Raw genomic sequence first — 23,492 nt, 5'->3', positions numbered from 1 at the left:
GGGCAACGCCCCAGCGGATCGCGGGACTTACTTCTCGACCTCGGCGGCGAGCTTCGCGAGGACCTCGTCGTAGATGCGGCCGAGGCCCTTGGGGGCGAAGGTGCGCTCGAAGAAGCCGCCGATGCCGCTCGCCCCGGTCCAGGTGGTGGTGACGACGACACGGGACCTGCCCTCGCCGGCCGGCGTGACGCGCCAGACGGTGACCATGGAGGAGTTGCGGTCCTTCTCGACCAGCTCGCCGTCGGTGGGCTCGGTGACCTCCAGCAGGCAGTCGCGCACCCGCTTGCTGGTGGCCTGGAGCCTCCAGTGGACGAGGGTGCCCTCGCCGTCGCCGCCCTCGCGCACCTCGTACTCGCTGAAGTGCTCGGACAGGAGCTTGGCGCGGGTGCCGCTGTAGTCGGCGAGGGTGTCGAACACCGTCTCCGGGTCCGCCGCGACGACCCGCTCCGTAGTGGCCTCTACCTGCGCCATTGCTTCCTCCAGGACCTTCGGTTCTCGCCGGACGGGGCAAGCCAACCACCCGGGCGCCCGGCCGCCCAAATCGAGGTCGCACGATCATGGGAACACGTGTTCTATTGTGAGGGGAGTACTACCGAGGAGGCGTCATGCGCTGGGACAATCTCACGCAGTCCGGCGAGCACGGCCGGGCGGCCGACGCCGCGCTGTTCGGCGCGGACGCGGTCACGACCCGGACGTTCGACACGCCCGAGTTCCGCGGGATCACCTTCCACGAGGTGCGGGCCCGCTCGATCCTGAACCGGGTGCCGGGCGCCTCCCGCATGCCGTTCGAATGGACGGTGAACCCCTACCGGGGCTGCACGCACGCGTGCGTCTACTGCTTCGCCCGCAGGACCCACAGCTATCTGGACCTGGACACCGGCATCGGCTTCGACACCCAGATCGTGGTCAAGGTCAACGCCCCCGAGCTGCTGCGCCGCCAGCTGGCCTCCCCGCGCTGGCAGGGCGAGCACGTGGCGATGGGCACGAACGTCGACTGCTACCAGCGCGCCGAGGGCCGCTACCGGCTGATGCCGGGCATCATCGCGGCCCTGAGCGACCGGGCGAACCCGTTCTCGATCCTCACCAAGGGCACCCTGATCCTGCGCGACCTCGACCTGCTGACCCGGGCGGCCGAGGTCACCGACGTCGGCATCTCCGTCTCGGTCGGCTTCACCGACCACGAGCTGTGGCGCACGGTCGAGCCGGGCACCCCCGCGCCGGAGCGCCGCCTGGACGTCGTACGGACCCTGGGTGAGCACGGCATCGGCTGCGGGGTGCTGATGGCGCCGGTGATCCCCTTCCTCGGCGACCACCCGGCCCAACTGCGGGCGACCGTCCGGGCGATCGCGGCCGCCGGGGCGACCTCGGTCACCCCGCTGGTGCTGCATCTGCGGCCCGGCGCCCGGGAGTGGTTCATGGCCTGGCTGGGGCAGCACCACCCGCATCTCGTGCGCCGCTACGAGCGGCTGTACGCCGACGGCGCCTACGCACCCAAGTGGTACCAGCGCCGGATCACCCGTCAGGTGCACGAACTCGCCCAGGAGTACGGCATCGGCCCCGCCCGCCCCGGCATGCCGCGCCGCATCCGGGAGCCCGCGCCCGCCACGGAGACGGAGCCGGGTCCGCAGGCGGCGTCCGCTCCGCAGGCGGTGTCCGCTCCGCAGGCGGTGTCCGGTCCCACCCAGCTGACCCTGATATGACCCCGCGACGAAAGCAACTCACCCCGATATGAGCGCATCCGAGCGCAAGTAGCGACCCGATCGGGTCAAGTACGACCAGAACAGGTTCTTACAGGCGCCCTTTCCGGGACGATGCGGCGAGGACCGCGGCCCTCGCGGTCCGGCTCACCCTCCGTCCTGGGAGGACTCCTCCATGAAGAAACGCGCAGCCGTGCTGTGCGGTGCCGCCGCCGTCCTGGCCGGGTCGTTCACCGCCGTCCCCGCCGAGGCGAGCGGCCCGCACACCGCGGCCCCGAAGCTCGCCTGGACCAAGTGCGGCACCACCGGCCACCCGACGCTGCAGTGCGCGTCCCTGAAGGTGCCGCTGGACCACGCGAACCCCGCGGGGCGGCAGATCACGCTCGCGCTGACCCGCGTCCCGCACAGCGCGAAGAAGTTCCAGGGGCCGCTGCTGGTCAATCCCGGCGGCCCGGGGGGCAGCGGCCGGACCCTCGCCGGGTTCGTCGCCACGAGCCTGCCCGAGGCGGTGGCCGCCCAGTACGACGTGATCGGCTTCGACCCGCGCGGCGTCGGCAGGAGCACGCCCGCGCTGAACTGCCGGCCCGGCCACTTCAAGCCCGTACGCCCCGACTCGGTGCCCGTCACCCCGCAGATCGAGCGGGCCAACCTGGTCCGCGCCAAGGCCTTCGCCGACGCCTGCGGCAAGAAGTACGCGGACGTGCTGCCGTACATCGACACGGTCTCGGCGGTACGGGACATGGACCGCATCCGCGAGGCGCTCGGCGCGGGGAATCTGAACTACTTCGGCTACTCGTACGGCACCTACCTCGGCGCGGTCTACGGCAAGCTCTACCCGCACCGGGTGCGCCGTTTCGTGCTGGACTCGGTCGTCGACCCGACCGGCGTCTGGTACGAGGACAATCTCACCCAGGACCACGCCTTCAACGACCGCCACCGGGCCTTCATGTCGTGGGTCGCCCAGCACGACAAGACGTACCGGCTGGGCACGGACCCGGCCCGGGTCGAGACCAAGTGGTACGCGATGCGCGCGGCGCTGGCGAAGAAGCCCGCGGGCCGCAAGGTGGGCCCCTCCGAGCTGGAGGACACCTTCATGCCGGGCGGCTACTACGACGGCTACTGGCCCTACCTCGCCGAGGCGTTCGCCGCGTACGTCACCGACAGGGACGCGGACCCGCTGGTGGAGGCGTACGAGACGTTCGGCGCGGTCGACGCCGCCGGGGAGAACGGCTACAGCGTCTACACCGCGGTGCAGTGCCGGGACGCCGGCTGGCCGCGGGACTGGGAGACCTGGCGCGCGGACAACTGGGCCGCGTACGAGAAGGCGCCCTTCATGACCTGGAACAACGCCTGGTACAACGCGCCGTGCGCGTTCTGGCCGACCGGGTCGCGGCTGCCGAGGAACATCGCCAACGGCGATCTGCCGCCGGTGCTGCTGTTCCAGGCGACCGACGACGCGGCCACCCCGTACCGGGGCGGCGTCCTCGTGCACCGCATGCTGTACGGCTCCAGCCTGGTCGTCGAGGAGGGCGGCGGCAACCACGGCATCACCCTGAGCGGCAACGCCTGCCTGGACAGGCACCTGGCCGCCTACCTCACCGACGGCACGGTCCCGCGCGGCGCGGGCGAGGTGGACGCGGTGTGCAAGGCCCAGCCGGCCCCGAAGCCGCTGGCCGCCAGGTCCGGCCCGTCCCGGGGCACGACCCTGCACAGGCTGCTGGGCTTCCGCGGCTGAGCCCATAACCGGGGGCGGGCGCCCTGGCCCGTGTGGTCCCATGAGCCCATGAGTGAGCCGATCGTCAGGATCCCCGCCCCCGACGGTGTCGCCCCGGCGGCCGCGTACACGCATGTGGTGACGGGCACGGGGCGTTTCGTGGCCGTGGCCGGCCAGCTGCCGCTCGACGAGAACGGCACGCTGGTCGGCCCGGGCGACCCCGAGGCGCAGGCGCGGCAGGTGTTCGAGAACCTCCGGCGCTGCCTCGCCGCCGCCGGCGCGACCTTCGACGACGTCGTGAAGCTCACCTTCTTCGTCACGGACATGGCCCATATGCCCGCGATCCGCGCGGCCCGCAGGGCGTACGTCCCGGACGACCGGCTCCCCGCCGCCTCCGCCGTGCAGGTGGCCGCGCTGGTGGCGCCGGAGTACCTGATGGAGATCGAGGCGTTCGCGGTGGTGGCCGAGTGAGCGTCCTGGTCCGCCCGATGACGCTCGCCGACTGCGGCCGCGTGGCCGAGATCCGCGTCGGCGGCTGGCGCTCCGCCTACCGGGACCTGATGCCGCAGTCCCACCTCGACGGGCTGAGCGTCACCGAGGACGCCGCCCGCCACCGCACCCGGTTCGCGGCAGCCGACGGCAGCACCCTGGACCTGGTGGCCGAGCGGGACGGCGAGGTCGTCGGGTGGGCCTGCCACGGTCCGTACCGGGACGGTGAGGTGCGCACCGCGGACGCCGAGTTGTACGCGATCTACGTCGACCCCGCGCACTGCGGCGGCGGCGTCGGGCAGGCGCTCCTCGCGGAGTCCGTGGCCCGCTGCACGTCCGCCGGCCGCCCGCGGATGCTGCTGTGGGTGCTGAAGGGCAACGCCCGCGCGCGGCGCTTCTACGAGCGGGCCGGCTTCCGCGCGGACGGCACCGAGGAGCCGTACGAGGTGGCCGGAGTGCCGGTGCCGGAGGTGCGCTACGCCAAGGACCTCGCCGCCTAGGCGACGCGCCGTTCAGCCCCGGCGCTGTCCGGGGAGTCGGGCCAGCGCGTGCACGGCGGCCTCCGCCAGCGCCGGGTGGGCGAGCGCCTCGTTGAGTACGGTCCTGGCGCGCGTGTCGCCCAGCGCGCCGAGCCCCTCCACGCAGGCGAGGGCCACCCGCCGGTAGGGGTCGTGCGGGCGCAGGCGCCGCTCCAGGGTGGTGATGAGCGCGGGCACGGCCTCCGGGGCGCGCAGCTCGACCAGCAGCCGCACCGGGTGCAGGGCGTAGGCGACGCGCAGTTCGTTGGTGGCGAGGGCGGCCGCCGCGCGGGCCGTGCGCGGGTCGCCGAGGCGGGCGAGGGCGTGGGCGGCGGAGGCGCAGCGCTCGGGGTCGCGGTGGTTGAGCAGCAGGACGAGCGCCTCGAAGGCCCGCCGGTCGCCGGCCAGGCCCAGCCGGAACGCGGCCAGCTCCCGCGCCCACAGCGGCTGCCCGGGGGCGGTGAGCACCTGCGCCAGCTCGTCCGTGTCCTCGGTCGCCGCCAGGTGTGCGAAGGCCGGGGTGTCCCCGGACTCCTTCCGTAAGCGCTCGGTGAGCGATCGCAACGCTTCGTCCATGAGCCCGAGGGTAGGGGCGATGCCCGCGCAAGGGGACCTACATCACAAACTCCGGGGGCTGGCGCGCTCGTTACCCGCGGGTTAAGCTCAGACGAGCGAGTCACCCACTCGCGGAACTCCTCACGACGGTTTGGTGACGCAACCGTCGTGAGTGCAGCAGTCGGTTCGGTGCCCGAAGGTACCGCAGTGCGACCTGGCCATGGGACAGGGCCGGTCGGATCAGCCGCAGTCCGGGCGTGTGCGCGCCCGTGGGCTCGGCACCGGGCGTGTGCGCTCGCAGCCCGGTCATCACACCCGCGTTTTCTCCACGCACCCGGTGCGCCCTTCGGCGCACCCGGGCGCGCTTCCCGTCGTCACCCTCATTCCTGGAGTCCCGCGATGGCTGCTCCCCTGTCCGACACCCCTCCGTCCCCGCTCCAGACGATCGCCGTCGTCGGCCTCGGCACGATGGGCACCGGCATCGCCGAGGTCCTCGCCCGGGCCGGCCGCCAGGTCGTCGGCATCGACATCAGCGAGGCCCAGGCCGCGAGTTGTGCCGCCGCCCTGGATGCCTCCACCGCCCGCGCCGTTCAGCGCGGCCGGCTGACCGAGGAGGAGCGCGCGGGGACCCTCGCCCGGCTGCGCACTTCAACCGATCTGCGGGCCGCTGCCGACGCCGACCTGGTGATCGAGGTGGCGCCGGAGTCCTACGAGGTCAAGCACCAGATCTTCCGCGAGCTGGACGGCATCGTCCGGCCCGAGACGATCCTGGCGACCGGCACCAACGCGCTGTCGGTGACCCGGCTCGCCGCCGACTCGGCGCGGCCCGAGCGGGTGCTGGGCCTGCACTTCTTCAACCCGGCGCCGGCGATGAAGCTGGTCGAGGTGGTCTCCTCGGTGCTCACCGCCCCGGCCGCGGTCAGCGCCGTCACCGACCTCGCCCTGGACCTGGGCAAGGAGCCCGTCGCGGTCGGTGACCGGCCCGGCTTCGTCGCCGACGGCCTGCTGTTCGGCTACCTCAACCAGGCCGCCGCGATGTACGAGGCGAAGTACGCCTCCCGCGAGGACATCGACGCCGCGATGCGGCTGGGCTGCGGCCTGCCGATGGGCCCGCTCGCGCTGCTGGACCTGATCGGCATCGACACCGCGCGTACGGTCCTGGAGGCCATGTACGCCGAGTCGCAGGACCGGCTGCACGCCCCCGCGCCCATCCTCAAGCAGCTCAGCGAGGCCGGGCTGACGGGCCGTAAGGCGGGCCGGGGCTTCTACAGCTACGAGGCGCCGGGCAGCGCGACCGTGGTCCCGGACACGCTGACCCCGCCGGAGGGCGGCGGCCTCGCCGGGGGCCGTCCCGTCTCCTCGGTCGGTGTCGCGGGCTCGGGCACCATGGCCTCCGGCATCGCCGAGGTCTTCGCCAAGGCCGGCTACACGGTCGTGCTGGCCGCCCGCAGCGCGGAGAAGGCCGAGACGGCCAAGGCGCGGATCGGCAAGTCGCTGGCCCGCTCGGTCGACAAGGGCCGGATGACCGCGGAGGCGGCCGCCGAGACCCTGGAACGGATCACCCCGGCCGGCTCCTACGACGCGTTCGCCGAGGTCGACCTGGCCGTCGAGGCGGTCGCGGAGGACCTGGAGATCAAGCGGCAGCTGTTCGCGACGCTGGACAAGGTGTGCAAGCCGGGCGCGATCCTGGCGACCACCACCTCCTCGCTGCCGGTCGTCGCCTGCGCCCGCGCGACCTCGCGTCCGCAGGACGTGATCGGCATGCACTTCTTCAACCCGGCGCCGGCCATGAAGCTGGTCGAGGTCGTCCGCACGGTGCTCACCGCGGACGACGTCCACGCCACGGTCCGCGCGGTGTGCGCCAAGATCCGCAAGCACGCCGTCGACTGCGGCGACCGGGCCGGTTTCATCGTGAACGCCCTGCTCTTCCCGTACCTGAACAACGCGATCAAGATGGTCCAGGACCACTACGCCTCCCTGGACGACATCGACGCCGCGATGAAGCTGGGCGGCGGCTACCCGATGGGCCCGTTCGAGCTGCTGGACGTGGTCGGGCTCGACGTCTCCCTCGCCATCGAGCAGGTCCTGCACCGCGAGTTCCGCGAGCCGGGACTCGCCCCCGCGCCGCTGCTCGAGCACCTGGTGGCCGCGGGCTGCCTCGGCCGCAAGACGGGCCGCGGTTTCCGCGAATATGCCCGGCGCTGACCGGGCCGGCGACTGGCTGCGGACCGGGGAGGACTGGGGCGGGCTGCTGGATCCGGCCACGGCCGGGCAGCCCGACCGGTCCGCCGCTCCCCCGCCCTCCCCGGGCGGGGAAACCCCCGTGCATGCGCACCGAGCTGCGCACATGCAGTACGTTCGGGTCATGTCCCAGCCCGCCAAGTCCTCACGTACACCAGCCACACCCGACGCGCCGGAGAGTGCCGCAGGTTCCCGCGCGGCGGCCCAGCGGCTCAAGATGCGCCGGGAACTGGCGGCCGCGGCGATGGAGCTGTTCGCGACCAAGGGGTACGAGGCGACCACCGTCGACGAGATCGCGGCGGCGGCCGGCGTCGCCCGCCGCACCTTCTTCCGCCACTTCCGCTCCAAGGAAGAGGCCATCTTCCCGGACCACGACGACACCCTGGTCCGCGCGGAGGCCGTGCTGAACGCCGCCCCCGCCCATGAGCACCCGCTCGACACGGTGTGCCGTGGGATCAAGGAGGTCATGCGGATGTACGCGGCCCGGCCGGAGATCTCGGTCGCCCGCTACAAGCTCACGCGCGAGGTGCCCACCCTGCGCGAGGCGGAGATCGCGTCGGTGGCCCGCTACGAGCGCCTCTTCACCCGCTACCTCCTCGGCCACTTCGACGAGCACGCGCACGACGACGACGCCAACGACGACCCGCTGCTCGCGGAGGTCGCGGCGTCCGCCGTGGTCACCGCCCACAACCACGTGCTGCGCCGCTGGCTCAGGGCCGGCGGCCAGGGCGATGTGGAGGCGCAGCTCGACCACGCCTTCGCGATCGTCCGCAAGACCTTCGGCTCCGGCATCATGGCGGGCCGCACCACCCCGCCCCAGCCGACGGCGGCGACGACCTCCACCCAGGGCGAGGTCCTGGTCACGGTCGCCCGCACCGACGCCCCGCTGGACGAGGTGATGCGCACCATCGAGCAGGCGCTCAAGGAGCGCTGAGCGCCGCCCGGAGGGCGCTGAGACCTACCTCTCAGCTGTGACGACGGCCACCCGCGAGGGTGGCCGTTTTGGCATGTCGGGGGCCCTTTTGCGGGGGCCTCCCCAAGGCGTTCGATCGATCATCGCTCATGTGTTACGTAAAGATTTCATCTGAGACGAACATCTGGCACTCAGTGCCTTGTCACCTGACACGCGGTGTCATACGTTGAAGACGTCCGGGCAGCTGTCCCAGCGAGCCGCCACAGGCCCGACCGCCCGGACGCCTGCGTCACAGGCAACCTCCCGCGCCACAAAGCGCTGCCGAACGAAGCACCACCCGCCGAACCGACGGCACCCGCAAGAAACCACCCTCAGCAGCACCGACGTACCCATCGGCGCCCCTCCCTCAGGGCGCTCACCGCCGGAGGCAACACCGTGACCGTGAACGACATCCTCGCCGCGATCCAGTCGCCCGACTCCACCTCGGCCGACTTCGCCAACCTGCAGCTCCCCGAGTCGTACCGGGCGATCACCGTCCACAAGGACGAGGTCGAGATGTTCGCGGGCCTCGAGACCCGTGACAAGGACCCGCGCAAGTCGATCCACCTGGACGACGTCCCGGTGCCGGAACTCGGCCCGGGCGAGGCCCTGGTGGCCGTCATGGCCTCCTCGGTGAACTACAACTCGGTGTGGACCTCGATCTTCGAGCCGGTGTCCACGTTCTCGTTCCTGGAGCGCTACGGCAGGCTCTCCCCGCTCACCAAGCGCCACGACCTGCCGTACCACATCATCGGCTCCGACCTCGCGGGCGTCGTCCTGCGCACCGGTCCGGGCGTCAACGCCTGGAACCCGGGCGACGAGGTCGTCGCGCACTGCCTGAGCGTCGAACTGGAGTCCCCCGACGGCCACGACGACACCATGCTCGACCCCGAGCAGCGCATCTGGGGCTTCGAGACCAACTTCGGCGGCCTCGCCGAGATCGCGCTGGTCAAGACGAACCAGCTGATGCCGAAGCCGAAGCACCTCACCTGGGAGGAGGCCGCGGCGCCGGGCCTGGTCAACTCCACCGCCTACCGCCAGCTGGTCTCCCGCAACGGCGCGGCGATGAAGCAGGGCGACAACGTCCTGATCTGGGGCGCGAGCGGCGGACTCGGCAGTTACGCCACCCAGTTCGCCCTGGCCGGCGGCGCCAACCCGGTCTGTGTCGTCTCCTCGCCGGAGAAGGCCGAGATCTGCCGGAAGATGGGCGCCACGGCGATCATCGACCGCAACGCCGAGGGCTACAAGTTCTGGAAGGACGAGCACACCCAGGACCCCAAGGAGTGGAAGCGCTTCGGCAAGCGCATCCGCGAGCTCACCGGCGGCGAGGACATCGACATCGTCTTCGAGCACCCCGGCCGCGAGACCTTCGGCGCCTCGGTCTACGTCACCCGCAAGGGCGGCACCATCACCACCTGCGCCTCGACCTCGGGCTACATGCACGAGTACGACAACCGCTACCTGTGGATGTCGCTGAAGCGGATCATCGGCTCGCACTTCGCCAACTACCGCGAGGCGTACGAGGCCAACCGGCTGATCGCCAAGGGCAAGATCCACCCGACGCTGTCGAAGACGTACTCCCTGGAGGAGACCGGACAGGCGGCCTACGACGTGCACCGCAACCTCCACCAGGGCAAGGTCGGCGTGCTGTGCCTGGCCCCCGAGGAGGGTCTCGGCGTGCGCGACGAGGAGATGCGCGCCCAGCACATCGACGCCATCAACCGCTTCCGCAACATCTGAGACACCCGGGGTCATAGATGACTGAGCGTCAGCCCGCCGAAGGCAGGCGGGAGAAGGACCGGCCGTGGCTCATGCGCACGTACGCCGGTCACTCCACGGCCGAGGCGTCCAACGAGCTGTACCGGCGCAACCTCGCCAAGGGCCAGACGGGTCTGTCGGTCGCCTTCGACCTGCCGACCCAGACCGGCTACGACTCCGACCACATCCTCGCCCGCGGCGAGGTCGGCCGGGTCGGAGTGCCGGTGGCGCACCTCGGTGACATGCGCCGGCTGTTCCAGGACATCCCCCTGGAGCAGATGAACACCTCGATGACGATCAACGCCACCGCCATGTGGCTGCTGGCGCTCTACCAGGTCGTCGCCGAGGAGCAGGGCGCGGACATCACCAAGCTCCAGGGCACGACCCAGAACGACATCGTCAAGGAGTACCTCTCGCGGGGCACCCATGTCTTCCCGCCGGGGCCCTCACTCCGGCTGACGACGGACATGATCGCCTACACGGTCTCCCACATCCCGAAGTGGAACCCGATCAACATCTGCAGCTACCACCTGCAGGAGGCGGGCGCCACGCCGGTCCAGGAGATCGCGTACGCGATGTCCACCGCGATCGCGGTTCTCGACGCCGTACGCGACTCCGGGCAGGTCCCCGCCGAGAAGTTCGGGGACGTCGTGGCCCGTATCTCCTTCTTCGTGAACGCGGGTGTCCGCTTCGTCGAGGAGATGTGCAAGATGCGGGCGTTCGGGCGGATCTGGGACAAGGTCACGCGCGAGCGGTACGGCATCGAGGACCCCAAGCAGCGCCGCTTCCGCTACGGCGTCCAGGTCAACTCCCTCGGCCTGACCGAGGCGCAGCCGGAGAACAACGTCCAGCGGATCGTCCTCGAGATGCTGGCGGTCACCCTCTCCAAGGACGCCCGCGCGCGTGCCGTGCAGCTGCCGGCCTGGAACGAGGCGCTGGGCCTGCCCCGGCCCTGGGACCAGCAGTGGAGCCTGCGCATCCAGCAGGTGCTGGCGTACGAGAGCGACCTGCTGGAGTACGACGACATCTTCGAGGGCTCGAAGGTCGTCGAGGCGAAGGTCTCCCAGCTCGTGGAGGACTCACTCGCCGAGATCGAGCGGATCCAGGAGATGGGCGGCGCGATGGCCGCCGTCGAGTCCGGCTACCTGAAGTCGCAGCTCGTCTCCTCGCACGCCGAGCGCCGGGCGCGGATCGAGTCCGGCCAGGAGAAGATCGTCGGCGTCAACATCTTCGAGGGGACCGAGCCGAACCCGCTGACCGCCGACCTGGACACCGCGATCCAGACGGTCGACCCGGCGGTCGAGGCCCAGGTCATCGCCTCGCTCCAGCACTGGCGGGACACCCGTTACCAGCCGCCCTTCAACCACCCGCGCCCGTGCAAGGCGCTGGAGAGGCTGAAGGAGGCCGCGAAGGGCACCGCCAACCTCATGGAGGCCACCCTGGAGTGCGCCCGCGCCGGTGTCACCACCGGCGAGTGGGCCGGGGCCCTGCGCGAGGTGTTCGGCGAGTTCCGCGCCCCGACGGGCGTGTCCTCCGCGCCGGTCGCCATCCCGGCCGAGGCGGGCTCGGCGCTCGCCGAGGTGCGCCGCAAGGTGGAGCTGACGGCCCAGGACATGGGCGTGGGCAAGCTGCGCTTCCTGGTCGGCAAGCCGGGCCTGGACGGGCACTCCAACGGCGCCGAGCAGATCGCGGTGCGGGCGCGGGACGCCGGCTTCGAGGTGGTCTACCAGGGCATCCGGCTCACCCCGGAGCAGATCGTGGACGCGGCCCTCGCCGAGGACGTGCACGCGGTCGGCCTGTCGATCCTGTCGGGCTCGCACGCGCAGCTGGTGCCGGACGTCCTGGAGCGCCTGCGTGTGGCCGGTGCCACAGATATACCGGTGATCGCAGGTGGCATCATCCCGAACGGTGACGCCGAGCAGCTGAAGGAAGCCGGAGTGGCCGCCGTCTTCACCCCGAAGGACTTCGACATCACCGGGATCATCGGCCGCATCGTCGACGAGATCCGGAAAGCGAACAAGCTCGACCCTCTGGAGGTCCCCGCATGACGACCGTCAACCGCCTTCGCCCGCGGCGCTCCTGCCTGGCCGTGCCGGGCTCGAACCCGCGCTTCCTGGAGAAGGCCCAGGGCCTCCCCGCCGACCAGGTCTTCCTCGACCTGGAGGACGCCTGCGCCCCGCTGGCCAAGCCCGAGGCGCGGCACACCATCGTGAAGTTCCTCAACGAGGGCGACTGGACGGGCAAGACGCGCGTGGTCCGCGTCAACGACTGGACGACCGAGTGGACGTACCGCGACGTCGTCACGGTCGTCGAGGGCGCCGGCCAGAACCTCGACTGCATCATGCTGCCGAAGGTGCAGGACGCCCAGCAGATCGTCGCGCTGGACCTGCTGCTGACGCAGATCGAGAAGACGATGGGCTTCGAGGTCGGCAAGATCGGCATCGAGGCGCAGATCGAGAACGCGCAGGGCCTGAACAACGTCAACGAGATCGCGCAGGCCTCCCAGCGCGTCGAGACGATCATCTTCGGCCCGGCCGACTTCATGGCGTCCATCAACATGAAGTCGCTCGTCGTGGGTGAGCAGCCGCCCGGCTACCCGGCGGACGCCTACCACTACATCCTGATGAAGATCCTGATGGCCGCCCGCGCCAACAACCTCCAGGCGATCGACGGTCCCTACCTGCAGATCCGCAACGTCGAGGGCTACCGCGAGGTCGCGCAGCGCGCCGCCGCGCTCGGCTTCGACGGCAAGTGGGTGCTGCACCCGGGCCAGGTCGAGGCGTCCAACGAGATCTTCTCGCCCTCGCAGGAGGACTTCGACCACGCCGAGCTGATCCTGGACGCCTACGACTACTACACGTCCGAGGCGGGCGGCAAGAAGGGCTCCGCGATGCTCGGCGACGAGATGATCGACGAGGCCAGCCGCAAGATGGCCCTGGTCATCTCCGGCAAGGGACGCGCCGCCGGCATGCAGCGCACCAGCAAGTTCGAGATCCCGGAGGCGTGAGCATGCAGTTCGGACGCACCTACGAGGAGTTCGAGGTCGGGGCGACGTACAAGCACTGGCCGGGCAAGACGGTCACGGAGTACGACGACCACCTGTTCTGTCTCCTCACCATGAACCACCACCCGCTCCACATGGACACGAACTACGCCGAGAAGACGACGGACTTCGGCAAGAACGTGGTGGTCGGGAACTACATCTACTCCCTGCTGCTCGGCATGAGCGTGCCGGACATCTCCGGCAAGGCGATCGCCAACCTGGAGATCGAGTCGCTCAAGCACGTGGCGCCGACCTTCCACGGCGACACGATCTACGGCCAGACGACCGTGCTCGACAAGTGGCCGTCGAAGTCGAAGGACGACCGCGGCATCGTCTACGTCGAGACCAAGGGCTACAAGCAGGACGGCACGCTGGTGTGCGTCTTCCGCCGCAAGGTGATGGTGCCCACCGAGACGTACATCAAGGAGCGCGGCGGCGAGCAGCCGGGCCGCCCCGAGCTGAACGCCCCTTCGGAAAAGTCGGAGAAGTAACGATGGCCCGTCTCGCCCAGACCGCCGGTCTGACCGACGTCCAGCAGGAGATCCTCGCCACGGTCCGCGACTTCGTGGACAAGGAGATCATCCCGGTCGCCACCGAGCTGGAGCACCGCGACGAGTACCCGCAAGCGATCGTCGACGGGCTGAAGGAACTCGGCCTCTTCGGCCTGATGATCCCCGAGGAGTACGGGGGCCTGGGCGAGTCGCTCCTGACCTACGCCCTGTGCGTGGAGGAGATCGCCCGCGGCTGGATGTCGGTGTCCGGCATCATCAACACGCACTTCATCGTGGCGTACATGCTCAAGCAGCACGGCACGCAGGAGCAGAAGGACCACTTCCTGCCCCGGATGGCGGCCGGCGACATCCGCGGCGCCTTCTCGATGTCCGAGCCGGCGCTCGGCTCCGATGTGTCGGCCATCACCTCCAAGGCGGTCAAGGACGGCGACGAGTACGTCCTCAACGGCCAGAAGATGTGGCTGACGAACGGCGGCACGTCGTCCCTGGTGGCCGTTCTGGTCCGAAGTGACGAAGGACACCCCGAGGGCACGGCCCCCCACAAGTCGATGACGACCTTCCTCGTGGAGAAGGAGCCGGGCTTCGGTGAGGTCCGTCCGGGCCTGACCATCCCCGGCAAGATCGACAAGATGGGCTACAAGGGTGTCGACACCACCGAGCTCATCATGGACAACCTGCGGATTCCGGCCGATCGGGTGCTCGGCGGGGTCACCGGACGAGGTTTTTACCAAATGATGGACGGGGTCGAGGTCGGCCGCGTCAATGTCGCGGCCCGTGGCTGCGGCGTCGCCCAGCGTGCCTTCGAGCTCGGTGTCCGCTACGCCCAGCAGCGTCACACTTTCGGCAAGCCGATCGCCCAGCACCAGGCGATCCAGTTCAAGCTGGCCGAGATGGCTACCAAGGTCGAGGCCGCGCATGCGATGATGGTGAACGCAGCGCGCAAAAAGGACTCCGGGGAGCGAAACGACCTCGAAGCAGGGATGGCGAAGTACCTCGCCTCCGAGTACTGCAAGGAGGTCGTCGAGGACGCCTTCCGGATCCACGGCGGCTACGGCTTCTCCAAGGAGTACGAGATCGAGCGCCTCTACCGTGAGGCCCCGATGCTGCTCATCGGTGAAGGTACCGCCGAGATCCAGAAAATGATCATCGGCCGCAGGCTGCTCGAAGAGTATCGATTCCAGGGCTGATTGTCCGGATACGGGGTGTTTTCTTCGCGAAGAAGATCACACCCCGTCATTACCCTTCGGCCGCCGACTCGGCTTCCTGGCTTACCCAGTTGCGGCTCTTAACCGCTACGATCGCCGGAAAGCCGCCGTCCCCCCTCATGCGCGGCATCATCCGCTACGAAGGTCATCCATGCCCCACAGCCAAACCTCTGCACCACGCGACAGCCGAGTCGGCGTACGCCTCGCGCGCGGAGCATCGCCGTGGCTTCTCCCGACCGTCGCCACCGCAGCACTCAGCCTGGCCCGGGCGCGCCGCTCCGGCGCCGCCAAGGCCGTCGCCGTGCCCGCCACCGCTCTCGCGGCGGGCATGCTGTGGTTCTTCCGCGACCCCGAGCGTGAGATCGCTACGGGCCGGGTCATCTCCCCCGCCGACGGTGTGGTGCAGAGCATCATGCCGTGGAAGGACGGGCGGACCCGTGTCGCGATCTTCATGAGCCCGCTCAACGTCCACGTCAACCGCGCCCCCCTCGCGGGCACCGTGACGTCGGTCGAGCACATCCCGGGCGGCTTCGTTCCCGCTTTCAACAAGGAGAGCGAGAACAACGAGCGGGTCGTCTGGCACTTCGACACCGAGCTCGGCGACATCGAGATGATCCAGATCGCCGGCGCGGTGGCCCGCCGTATCGTCCCCTACATCCCTGAGGGCACGAAGGTCGAGCAGGGCGACCGCATCGGTCTGATCCGCTTCGGCTCGCGCGTCGACCTGTACCTCCCGGAGGGCGTCGAGGTCGCGGTGGAGGTCGGTCAGAAGACCGTGGCTGGGGTGACTCGCATTGACCGTGATTGACCCGGAGACCCAGACCGGGTGGGTGCCCGAGGCCGAGGAGGCGGACGAGGAGGAGATGCCTCTCTCGCTCCGCCTCTCGATAGCGGACACGCTCACCCTGGGCAACGCCACGTGCGGCTTCATGGCGGTGTACTTCACCACCACCGGCATCCTGATCCCGCACCTCACCGGCAGCCAGGAGACCGGCATGGCCCGCCACAGCGCGGCCACGGCGGTCATCCTGATGCTCTGCGCGGCGGTCTTCGACCTGTTCGACGGCCTGGTGGCGCGCAAGCTGCGCTCCTCCCCCATGGGCGCCGAGCTGGACAACCTGTCGGACCTGATCAGCTTCGGTCTGGCCCCGGCGTACTTCGTCCTGGTCTACGGCATGGTCGCCGACGACGCCCACCAGCGGGTGGCGGCTGTCGGCGCGATCGTGGTCCTGCTGGCGGTGGTGCTGCGCCTGGCGAGATTCTCCTGCGTGACCATGAAGGACGGCATGTTCCAGGGCATGCCCTCCCCCTTCGGCGCGCTGACGGTCGTCTCGATCGTCCTGCTGGAGCTGCCCTTCGTGGCGACGCTCCTGGCGATCCTGGGCACCGCCTGGCTGATGGTGAGCCGCGTGGAGTACCCCAAGCCGCGGGGCCGCCTCGCGGTGGCGATGCTCGCCTGGATCGTCCTGAGCATGGGCCTGCTCACCGCCTGGGCCTTCGACGCCCCGAGCGGTCAGCTCCTCCTCCAGACCGGCTGCGCCCTGCAGCTCGTCATGGGCGCGGTCATCCCCCTGTTCGCCACGGCCCGCCGGGTGAACAACTTCCGCGACAACCGCCGCGAGGCACGGGCGGCCCAGCTGCCGTAGTCCCGCGGACCGGCTGTACGACGCCGAAGGGGCCCGAGCTTGATCTCAAGCTCGGGCCCCTTCGTGTTGCGGCGCCTCAGCGCGCCCGGTGGGCGGAGCCCCCTGGTGTTCGGCTCCGGCGCCTGGACATGGCCTCAGGCGAGGAAGTCCCGAGCGATGGACTCGGCGACGGTTTCCAGGATCGGGCCGGCCTCGGCGATGCACTTGGCCACGTCCGGCTCGACCTCGGTGAGGGGGTAGGCCCTGCGGATGCCGGCGCGGCCCAGGGCCTCCGGGGCGAGGGCGAGGCGCCCGCACACCGCGACGACCTCCTTGTCGGCGGCCCGTGCGGCGGCGGCCACACCCGCGGGCGCCTTGCCGTGCAGGGTCTGCTCGTCCAGCGAGCCCTCCCCGGTGATGACCAGGGTCGCCCGCTCCAGCGCCGGCGCGAAGCCCAGCACGTCCAGCATGACCTCGATCCCGGGCCGGAACCGCGCGCCGACGAGCATGGCGCCGTAGCCGACGCCGCCCGCGGCACCCGCCCCCGGGGCCTGCGCGAACTCGGCGGCCTCAGTGCCCACCGCCCCCTCCAGCACCTCGGCGAAGTGAGCGAGGGCCGCGTCCAGCGTGGCCACGTCCTGCGGCGAGGCCCCCTTCTGTGGTCCGTACACCGCGGGCGCGCCCTTGGGCCCGGTCAGCGGATTGTCGACGTCGCTGGCGAGCACCAGCTCCACCCCGTCCAGCCGCGGGTCGAGCCCGGACAGATCGGCGGAGGCCAGCGAGGCGAGACCCCCGCCGCCCGGCGGCACCGGCTCACCGGAGGCGTCCAGGAAACGCGCGCCCAGCGCGGCCAGCATCCCGGCCCCGCCGTCGGTGGTCGCGCTGCCGCCGACCCCGAACACGATCGTGCGGGCCCCCGCGTCCAGCGCGGCCCGCAGCAGCTCCCCGGAGCCGTACGTGGACGCCGTGAGCGGCGCGAAGACACCCTCCGGCAGCCGCTGCAACCCGCTCGCCTCGGCCATCTCCACCACGGCGGTGCCCTCGCGCAGCGCGAACGCGGCCGTCACCTCGTCGCCGAGCGGCCCCGAGACCCGTACGACACGACGCTCGAACCCGGCCGCGACCGCCGCGGCCACCGTCCCGTCGCCGCCGTCGGCCACCGGCAGCGCCTCGACCTCCAGGCCGGGCACGACCCGCCGCAGTCCGGCGGTCACCCGCTCGGCGACCTGCACGGCCGTCAGCGACCCCTTGAACTTGTCCGCGGCCACGAGCACCCTGCGGGTGCCCTCCAGTGCAGCGTCAGCCACCTTGCAATCCCCTTGCTCTCCGAGCCTTGCGCACGTCAAGGCAGTCGCGCCGCTGTGACCATAACCGCAAGCCCCGGCCGCCGTCATGCCCCTTCCCAGAGGGTGGAACCCGCGCGAGCACCGCCGGAACGGGGTAGATGTTGCCCCATGACCGCTTCTGGCACCGCCGCGACGCTCGCCGACCGCATCCTCGGAGGCTGGCTGGGCCGGATCGCGGGCAACATGCTGGGCAAGCCGGTCGAGCAGGGCGAGGTGTGGACCCGCGCCCGCATCGACCGCTATCTCCGCGAGGCCGGTGCGCTCCCGCTCACCGACTATCTGCCGGAGCCCGTGTCGGAGACCGACACGCTGGCGCTGCGCCCGGAGTGGCGGGAGTGCGTCCGCGGCCGTGTCCACGGCAGCTGCCGCGACGACGACGTGGACTACGCGATCCTCGGCCTGCACCTGCTGGAGCGGCACGGTTTCGGCTTCAGCACCGAGCAGGTCGGCGACCTGTGGCTGCTGTCGCTGCCGTATCTGCAGACGTTCACGGCGGAGCGGGTGGCGTACCGCAACCTGGCGAACGGGCTCAGGCCGCCGCTGACCGCCACCTTCGACAACCCCTACCAGGAGTGGATCGGCGCCCTGATCCGCGCCGACGTCTACGGCTGGACCTGCCCGGGCCTGCCGCGCCGGGCGGCCTCGCTGGCCCGCCGGGACGCGGTGCTGTCGCACTCCGGCAACGGCGTCTACGGCGCCATGTGGGCGGCCGCCCTGATCTCGGCGGCGTTCACCGCGCCGACCGTGCGGGACGCCGTCGACGAGGGCCTCGCCGTGATCCCCGGCGGCAGCCGGCTCGCGCGGACCGTACGCCGGGTGGCCTCGCTGCACGAGAGCGGCCTGTCCTGGGAGGAGACCCTGGCCACGCTCACCGAGGAGACGGCGGGGCTGGGCTGGATCCACGCGGTGCCGAACGCGGCCGTGATCACCGCGGGGCTCCTGTACGGCGCGGGCGACTTCACCCGGACCATCGCCCTCACGGTGCGGGGCGGGCTGGACACCGACTCCAACGGCGCGACGGCCGGCTCGGTGGCAGGCGTACTGACCGGCGCACGGGCGATCCCGGCGCACTGGAAGGACCCGCTGGAGGACACCGTACGCAGTGCGGTGTTCGGGTCCGACGGCGTACGCATCAGTGAGCTGGCGGCGCGCACCCTGCGCCTGGCCGAGAGCGGCGACCAGCGCGGGGAGGCGCTGGTTACCCTTCCTGGATGACCACTGCTGACTTCGCCGCGTACATCGCGGGCCTGCCCAAGGTCCTGGCCGGGGCCGCCGCCCTGTTCCGCGACGCCGAGGGCCGTGTCCTGCTCGTCGAGCCGAACTACCGCGAGGGCTGGGCCCTGCCCGGCGGCACGGTCGAGTCCGACGCCGGGGAGACCCCGCGTGCGGGTGCCCGGCGGGAGACGCTGGAGGAGATCGGCCTGGACCGCGAACTCGGCCGGCTGCTCGCCGTGGACTGGTCGAGCGCCCCGGACCGGCCGCCGCTGGTGGCGTACCTCTACGACGGTGGCGTGCTCGACGAGGACGACCTGAAGGCCATCCGGCTCCAGGAGGAGGAGCTGCTGTCCTGGCGCCTGGTCCCCCGCGAGGACGTCCTCGGCCATCTGCTGGGCAGCCTCGGCCCGCGCGTGCTGGCCGCCCTGGACGTCCTGGACAGCGGCTCCGGCACGGTCGAGCTGGAGAACGGCCGCCCGGTCGCCTGACCGTCAGCCTTCCTCGCGCGGCCGGGCGTCCCGGTCGTGCAGCACCTCGTCCCGCTCGACGACCCGGGCCTCGGTACGGTGCCCGCGCTGGATGTAGTCGCGTACGACGAGCTCGACCGCGTCCTGCGGACTGCCCACTCCGGACAGCACCATGACTTCCACGACGAGCTCGGCGTCCAGCGACACATTGACCTTGGCCATGCGGGGACGCTAGCAGCCGCCGCCCCGGCGCGACAGGGATATCCGCTCGCCGTGCTCCGGCGGCCCGCCCTACCCTCGGTCACATGACCAAGCCCCTCGTCGCGATCCTCAGCGGCGCCGGTATCAGCACGGACTCCGGCATCCCCGACTACCGCGGGCCGAACGGCCTGTGGCGCAAGGATCCCGAGGCCGAGAAGCTCGTGACGTACGAGTACTACATGGGCGACCCCGAGATCCGGCGCAGGTCGTGGCAGATGCGGCGGCGGAACCGGACGCTCCGGGCCGAGCCGAACGCCGCGCACCGGGCGGTGGCCGAGCTGGAGCGGGCCGGGGTGCCGGTGCGGGTGATCACGCAGAACGTGGACGGGCTGCACCAGCTCGCCGGGATGCCCGCGCGCAAGGTCCTCGAACTGCACGGCAGCGCCCGCAGTGTCGTGTGTACGTCGTGCCACGCGCGCGGCCCGATGGAGGACGCCCTGGCCCGGGTCGAGGCCGGTGAGGCGGACCCGGCGTGCCTGCTGTGCGGGGGCATCCTCAAGTCCGCGACGGTCATGTTCGGCGAGCGCCTCGACCCCGTCGTCCTCGGTGAGGCCCTCGCCATCACCAAGGCGTGCCAGGTCTTCATCGCCGTCGGCACCAGCCTCCAGGTCCAGCCCGCCGCCGGTCTCGCCGGCGTGGCCGCCGACCACGGGGCCCGCCTGGTCATCGTCAACGCCGACCCGACGCCGTACGACGACCTGGCCGACGAGGTCGTACGCGAGCCGATCGGCACGGCCCTGCCGCGCCTGCTGCGCGCGCTGGGCGCCGAGGCGACGCCTCAGGGGCCTCAGGGGCCGTAAGGCCGTTGGGGTGTCGCGCCGGTCAGCCCAGGACGCGGCGCTTCTGCTCCTCGAACTCCGCTTCGGTGAGGACGCCCTGCGCCTTCAGTTCGCCGAGTTCCTTGAGCTGGGCGATCCGGGTCGCCATGTCGTCCGGCGGGGCCGTCCCCTCCGGTCGCGGTGCGGCGGGCGGCTGCTCGTACGCCGGCCGCTCGTACGCCTGTTGCTCTTCGTAGCTCTGCCGGGCCCAGCGGCCGGCCTGGCGCCGTGACACTCGGTTGGACACCGCTGTCGCGGTGCCCGAGATGACGGCGGTGCGCGCGACGCCGCGCAGCAGTCCGGGCATGTCACTCATCTCCCACCGGGGGTGTGCGGTCAGGCGGCCGCCGGGCCGGCGCCGGGCGGTGTGTCCTCCAGGGCGTCCAGAGCCGCCAGCAGTGCCTGCACCGGGATACGGCCGCTCGCCACCATCTGGGCGCCCCCGCGGCGCAGTGCCCGGGCCAGGGGTGCCGCCCAGAGGTTCTCGTAGACGAGGAGTGCCGCGGAGTTGCCCGGCTGGAGCACGGCCGCCGCCTCGTCCACGTCGTCCTGGCCCATGAGGCCGGACGAGGCTCCCTCGAAGACGGAGAGGTCCGTCTCGTCGCCCAGGTCCTTCAGCTCCAGTGCGGAGACCGTGCCGTCCTCGTCCCTGCGGACGAAGAGCAGGTCGAGGACGCGGATGATGCCGCGATCGACGAGATCCACGAGCAGCGGAAGCCCCTCGCCCGTCATCCGGTTTCCGGGGAACTCGACGACCAGGTAGTCGACGGGGCCCATTTCTTCCACGTCGTCGCTCATGGTCACTCCTCTGGCCACTCCTCGGGAGCGGTCGGCCCGAGGCCGCGGGGCACCGCACGGGCTCGTGGTCGGCGGTGCCGGGTCACCCCCATTGCATCACCGCGGTGCGGGGGGCGCATGTCATGCGGCCGCGGCCGGCCGGGACCGCCGCCTCAGGCCGGTGCCGTCACGGCCGGGACCGGGAACGGCTTGTGGAAGGTGAACGCCTCGGGCGTGGGGCCGTGTTCGCGGACCAGGGCGACGCGTTCCATCGCCTCGGCGACCGCGGGGCGATGCCCTGCCGGGACCCACCACAGGGCCTGGTGGGCCTCGCCCATGCGGTGGAACCACTCGCGGCGGCGGCCGAGCACCCGCAGGTGGCCGCTGTGGTACGTGAACGCGCGCAGCGCCTCCACCGACTCCCAGACGGAGCAGTTGATCAGGAGCAGCTCGTCCTCGCCGTCGGGGCGCAGGCCGGTGGCGCCCTCACCCTCGTCGTCGACCATGCGCCAGACGAATCCGGGGCTGCGGTCGGCGAGTTCGTTGATCTCCGGGAGCTGGGCGACGAAGTCCGCCAGCTCGGGGCTGTCCAGCGGGGCGACGATCCGGCCGATGTTGACCTGGGCCAAGTGATGCTCAGTCATGGGCCCAGCATGGCCCGGCCCCGACTCTATAGTCAATGACTTTTGTTTTTAGACTTGCCGGGACAGTGCCACACAGCAGCCCCCCGGGCACGGATCCATCGCCGGGGACCACCCCTCGGGCGCCATGCCCTCGATGAGGGCGAGGTTCATACCGCAGATCAGGGCGGGGAAGTCCTTGGCCAGCGTGTGGAAGGGACAGTTGCGCAGCCGCAGCGTGCCGCCGTCCCAGAAGGGCTCGTAGCCGCGGGCGCGCAGCGCCGCCTCCATGTCGCCGGCCTGCCCGCCGGACTGCTCCGCGCCCGCCGTCCGCGCCGCGGCCTGCAGCTCCCGGTCGAGACCGGCGTTCTCCAGCACCTCGGCGAGGAGCCGGCCGGCGGTGTCGTACGACCGCGGCGGCACGGACACCGCGTGCTCCCCCTCGGCACGCCGGTACACCTTCGCCGGCCGACCCGCCCCCGGCCCCGTGCGGCCGGACAGCCGCCGGAAGGAGACGGCCAGCAGCCCCGCCTCGACCAGCTTGTCCAGGTGGAAGGCGGCCAGCGACCGCGAGACGCCGGCCGCCTCCGCGGCCGCGTCCCGGCCCACCTCCTCCGGGGCGGCGGCGACACAGCGGTAGAGCCGGCGGCGCAGGGGGTCGCTGAGGACGCCCAGCACGTCGAACGTGGAGTCTTCGTCAGTCACCCTTCGACTCTATGACCAACGAGGCTTGAGAAAGAAGGTCGGCTACTGCCCGGGAAGCGGGGCGGGTGCCCTCGGCCGTACGACGCGGCGGTACGGGAGGGAACCCGCAGTCACCGCCGAGCATGCGCCTGGCGCAGCGCGCCGGCTGGGCGACCATGCTGATCGCCCTCGCCTCGGGCGCGGCGTGATCGCCCGGGGCGTCGTCGAGTCGAACACGGCGGGGCAGCAGGCCGCCTACGCCGAGGGCGGCTTCCCGGAGGCCGTGCACGGGGTGAGCATGCACGGGGTGCTCGCACTGCCGCTGCCGGCCTGGGCGTCGGCGCGGGCGCCGTGGACGGAGGAGCGGCGGGTGCGGGCCGTCGCGCTGGGGCGTGGGCGTACGGGGTGGCTGCCGCCGTGGCGCTGGGGGCGTGGGCGTACGGGGTGGCTGCCGCCGTGGCGCTGGGGGTGTCGGTGGCGAGGATCTGAGGCGCACCCCTCCGCTAGAACAGAGCCGCCCCCCGCTCGAAGTCCAGCAGCCGCTGCTTGCGGTCCAGGCCGCCGCCGTAGCCGGTGAGGCTGCCGTCGGCGCCGACCACGCGGTGGCAGGGGACGATGATGCCGACCGGGTTCCTGCCGTTGGCGAGGCCGACCGCGCGGGAGGCCTGGGGGTTGCCGAGGGCGTCGGCGAGTTGGCCGTAGGTGCGGGTCTCGCCGTAGGGGATGCGGGTGAGCTCGTCCCACACCCTGCGCTGGAACGGGGTGCCGTGCAGCCGCAGTTCGAGACCGAACTCCTTCAACTCGCCTTCGAAGTACGCCTTGAGCTGCTTCTCGGCCTCGCCGAACAGCGTGTCGTCGCGCGGCCCGAACGTCTCCTCGTCGGGGCGGTGGCGCTGGTCGGTCATGTAGAGGCCGCACAGGACGCCGTCGTCGGCGACGAGGGTGAGCGGGCCGTAGGGGCTGTCGACGACCGTGTGCCGTTTCATCGAATCCAT

Annotated in this window: 25 protein-coding genes; 16 read left to right on the top strand and 9 right to left on the bottom strand. The window is 71.4% G+C overall.

The window, feature by feature from the left end:
* Positions 1 to 27: 27 nt before the first annotated feature.
* The gene (locus ACIGXJ_RS29070) at positions 28 to 471 is read right to left on the bottom strand and encodes an SRPBCC family protein (protein ID WP_399651340.1); all 444 of its coding nucleotides are present in this window, start codon (positions 469 to 471) and stop codon (positions 28 to 30) included.
* A gap of 134 nt (positions 472 to 605) precedes the next feature.
* On the opposite strand from ACIGXJ_RS29070, the gene ACIGXJ_RS29065 reads away from it, so the two are divergent.
* The 4 genes from ACIGXJ_RS29065 to ACIGXJ_RS29050 all read left to right on the top strand — a co-directional run bounded on the left by ACIGXJ_RS29065 (position 606) and on the right by ACIGXJ_RS29050 (position 4,400).
* On the top strand, positions 606 to 1,700 hold the full coding sequence (locus ACIGXJ_RS29065; protein WP_399651337.1) for an Rv2578c family radical SAM protein: 1,095 nt from the start codon (positions 606 to 608) through the stop codon (positions 1,698 to 1,700).
* Between the two features lie 172 nt (positions 1,701 to 1,872).
* The gene (locus ACIGXJ_RS29060; RefSeq protein WP_399651335.1) at positions 1,873 to 3,432 is read left to right on the top strand and encodes an alpha/beta hydrolase; all 1,560 of its coding nucleotides are present in this window, start codon (positions 1,873 to 1,875) and stop codon (positions 3,430 to 3,432) included.
* Between the two features lie 48 nt (positions 3,433 to 3,480).
* Positions 3,481 to 3,882 (top strand): RidA family protein, encoded by a 402-nt coding sequence (locus ACIGXJ_RS29055; RefSeq protein WP_399651333.1) that lies wholly within the window; start codon positions 3,481 to 3,483, stop codon positions 3,880 to 3,882.
* 17 nt (positions 3,883 to 3,899) lie between these two features.
* Positions 3,900 to 4,400, top strand: coding sequence for a GNAT family N-acetyltransferase (locus ACIGXJ_RS29050; protein ID WP_399651970.1), 501 nt, complete (start codon positions 3,900 to 3,902; stop codon positions 4,398 to 4,400).
* 12 nt (positions 4,401 to 4,412) lie between these two features.
* Here ACIGXJ_RS29050 and ACIGXJ_RS29045 read toward each other — a convergent pair whose 3' ends face one another.
* The gene (locus tag ACIGXJ_RS29045) at positions 4,413 to 4,994 is read right to left on the bottom strand and encodes an adenylosuccinate lyase (RefSeq protein WP_399651330.1); all 582 of its coding nucleotides are present in this window, start codon (positions 4,992 to 4,994) and stop codon (positions 4,413 to 4,415) included.
* 378 nt (positions 4,995 to 5,372) lie between these two features.
* On the opposite strand from ACIGXJ_RS29045, the gene ACIGXJ_RS29040 reads away from it, so the two are divergent.
* From ACIGXJ_RS29040 to pssA, 9 genes are all read left to right on the top strand, one after another.
* Entirely contained in the window at positions 5,373 to 7,178 is a 1,806-nt protein-coding gene (locus ACIGXJ_RS29040; RefSeq protein ID WP_399651328.1) for a 3-hydroxyacyl-CoA dehydrogenase family protein, read from the top strand.
* Positions 7,179 to 7,338: 160 nt separating this feature from the next.
* Positions 7,339 to 8,148 carry a TetR family transcriptional regulator gene (locus ACIGXJ_RS29035; RefSeq protein WP_399651326.1) on the top strand — a complete coding sequence of 270 codons (810 nt, stop codon included), beginning with the start codon at positions 7,339 to 7,341 and terminating at the stop codon, positions 8,146 to 8,148.
* Positions 8,149 to 8,568: 420 nt separating this feature from the next.
* Positions 8,569 to 9,906, top strand: a complete 1,338-nt coding sequence (gene ccrA, locus ACIGXJ_RS29030; protein ID WP_399651968.1) for a crotonyl-CoA carboxylase/reductase — start codon at positions 8,569 to 8,571, stop codon at positions 9,904 to 9,906.
* 17 nt (positions 9,907 to 9,923) lie between these two features.
* Positions 9,924 to 11,972, top strand: coding sequence for a protein meaA (locus ACIGXJ_RS29025; protein ID WP_399651324.1), 2,049 nt, complete (start codon positions 9,924 to 9,926; stop codon positions 11,970 to 11,972).
* Positions 11,969 to 12,931: an HpcH/HpaI aldolase/citrate lyase family protein gene (locus ACIGXJ_RS29020; RefSeq protein ID WP_399651322.1), complete on the top strand. Its 963-nt coding sequence runs from the start codon at positions 11,969 to 11,971 to the stop codon at positions 12,929 to 12,931. The genes ACIGXJ_RS29025 and ACIGXJ_RS29020 overlap by 4 nt, the downstream gene beginning before the upstream one ends.
* Before the next feature lie 2 nt (positions 12,932 to 12,933).
* Complete coding sequence (locus ACIGXJ_RS29015) at positions 12,934 to 13,458, top strand: MaoC family dehydratase (RefSeq protein ID WP_399651319.1); 525 nt, start codon at positions 12,934 to 12,936, stop codon at positions 13,456 to 13,458.
* Positions 13,459 to 13,460: 2 nt separating this feature from the next.
* Positions 13,461 to 14,666 (top strand): acyl-CoA dehydrogenase family protein, encoded by a 1,206-nt coding sequence (locus ACIGXJ_RS29010; RefSeq protein ID WP_399651316.1) that lies wholly within the window; start codon positions 13,461 to 13,463, stop codon positions 14,664 to 14,666.
* A 169-nt stretch (positions 14,667 to 14,835) separates the two neighbouring features.
* Positions 14,836 to 15,492 (top strand): phosphatidylserine decarboxylase, encoded by a 657-nt coding sequence (locus ACIGXJ_RS29005; protein WP_399651314.1) that lies wholly within the window; start codon positions 14,836 to 14,838, stop codon positions 15,490 to 15,492.
* A gap of 22 nt (positions 15,493 to 15,514) precedes the next feature.
* Positions 15,515 to 16,330, top strand: coding sequence for a CDP-diacylglycerol--serine O-phosphatidyltransferase (pssA, locus tag ACIGXJ_RS29000; protein WP_399651965.1), 816 nt, complete (start codon positions 15,515 to 15,517; stop codon positions 16,328 to 16,330).
* A 134-nt stretch (positions 16,331 to 16,464) separates the two neighbouring features.
* Here pssA and ACIGXJ_RS28995 read toward each other — a convergent pair whose 3' ends face one another.
* The gene (locus ACIGXJ_RS28995; RefSeq protein WP_399651963.1) at positions 16,465 to 17,601 is read right to left on the bottom strand and encodes a glycerate kinase; all 1,137 of its coding nucleotides are present in this window, start codon (positions 17,599 to 17,601) and stop codon (positions 16,465 to 16,467) included.
* A 162-nt stretch (positions 17,602 to 17,763) separates the two neighbouring features.
* Here ACIGXJ_RS28995 and ACIGXJ_RS28990 point away from each other — a divergent pair, with 162 nt between their 5' ends.
* Both ACIGXJ_RS28990 and ACIGXJ_RS28985 read left to right on the top strand, forming a co-directional pair.
* Entirely contained in the window at positions 17,764 to 18,870 is a 1,107-nt protein-coding gene (locus ACIGXJ_RS28990; RefSeq protein ID WP_399651311.1) for an ADP-ribosylglycohydrolase family protein, read from the top strand.
* Positions 18,867 to 19,358 (top strand): NUDIX domain-containing protein, encoded by a 492-nt coding sequence (locus tag ACIGXJ_RS28985; protein WP_399651307.1) that lies wholly within the window; start codon positions 18,867 to 18,869, stop codon positions 19,356 to 19,358. Before ACIGXJ_RS28990 ends, ACIGXJ_RS28985 begins: the two co-directional genes overlap by 4 nt.
* Positions 19,359 to 19,361: 3 nt before the next feature.
* On the opposite strand, the gene ACIGXJ_RS28980 is transcribed toward ACIGXJ_RS28985, so the two are convergent.
* Positions 19,362 to 19,559, bottom strand: coding sequence for a type II toxin-antitoxin system VapB family antitoxin (locus ACIGXJ_RS28980; protein ID WP_399651304.1), 198 nt, complete (start codon positions 19,557 to 19,559; stop codon positions 19,362 to 19,364).
* 83 nt (positions 19,560 to 19,642) lie between these two features.
* Between ACIGXJ_RS28980 and ACIGXJ_RS28975 the strand changes: the two genes are divergently transcribed.
* Positions 19,643 to 20,398, top strand: a complete 756-nt coding sequence (locus ACIGXJ_RS28975) for an SIR2 family NAD-dependent protein deacylase (protein ID WP_399651300.1) — start codon at positions 19,643 to 19,645, stop codon at positions 20,396 to 20,398.
* A gap of 22 nt (positions 20,399 to 20,420) precedes the next feature.
* On the opposite strand, the gene ACIGXJ_RS28970 is transcribed toward ACIGXJ_RS28975, so the two are convergent.
* From ACIGXJ_RS28970 to ACIGXJ_RS28950, 5 genes are all read right to left on the bottom strand, one after another.
* Positions 20,421 to 20,723, bottom strand: a complete 303-nt coding sequence (locus ACIGXJ_RS28970) for an SHOCT domain-containing protein (protein WP_399651960.1) — start codon at positions 20,721 to 20,723, stop codon at positions 20,421 to 20,423.
* Positions 20,724 to 20,752: 29 nt separating this feature from the next.
* Positions 20,753 to 21,214 (bottom strand): DUF6325 family protein, encoded by a 462-nt coding sequence (locus tag ACIGXJ_RS28965; RefSeq protein ID WP_399651298.1) that lies wholly within the window; start codon positions 21,212 to 21,214, stop codon positions 20,753 to 20,755.
* 152 nt (positions 21,215 to 21,366) lie between these two features.
* On the bottom strand, positions 21,367 to 21,837 hold the full coding sequence (locus ACIGXJ_RS28960; protein WP_399651295.1) for a DUF3291 domain-containing protein: 471 nt from the start codon (positions 21,835 to 21,837) through the stop codon (positions 21,367 to 21,369).
* A 48-nt stretch (positions 21,838 to 21,885) separates the two neighbouring features.
* The gene (locus tag ACIGXJ_RS28955) at positions 21,886 to 22,518 is read right to left on the bottom strand and encodes a helix-turn-helix transcriptional regulator (RefSeq protein ID WP_399651292.1); all 633 of its coding nucleotides are present in this window, start codon (positions 22,516 to 22,518) and stop codon (positions 21,886 to 21,888) included.
* A gap of 482 nt (positions 22,519 to 23,000) precedes the next feature.
* Positions 23,001 to 23,483, bottom strand: coding sequence for a methylated-DNA--[protein]-cysteine S-methyltransferase (locus ACIGXJ_RS28950; protein WP_399651957.1), 483 nt, complete (start codon positions 23,481 to 23,483; stop codon positions 23,001 to 23,003).
* Positions 23,484 to 23,492 lie beyond the last annotated feature (9 nt).

It is taken from the genome of Streptomyces sp. NPDC053367, assembly GCF_044545925.1.
Lineage (GTDB): Bacteria > Actinomycetota > Actinomycetes > Streptomycetales > Streptomycetaceae > Streptomyces.
The sequence above is the reverse complement of the archived record's forward strand: the minus strand, read 5'-3'. Positions and strand labels throughout refer to the sequence as shown.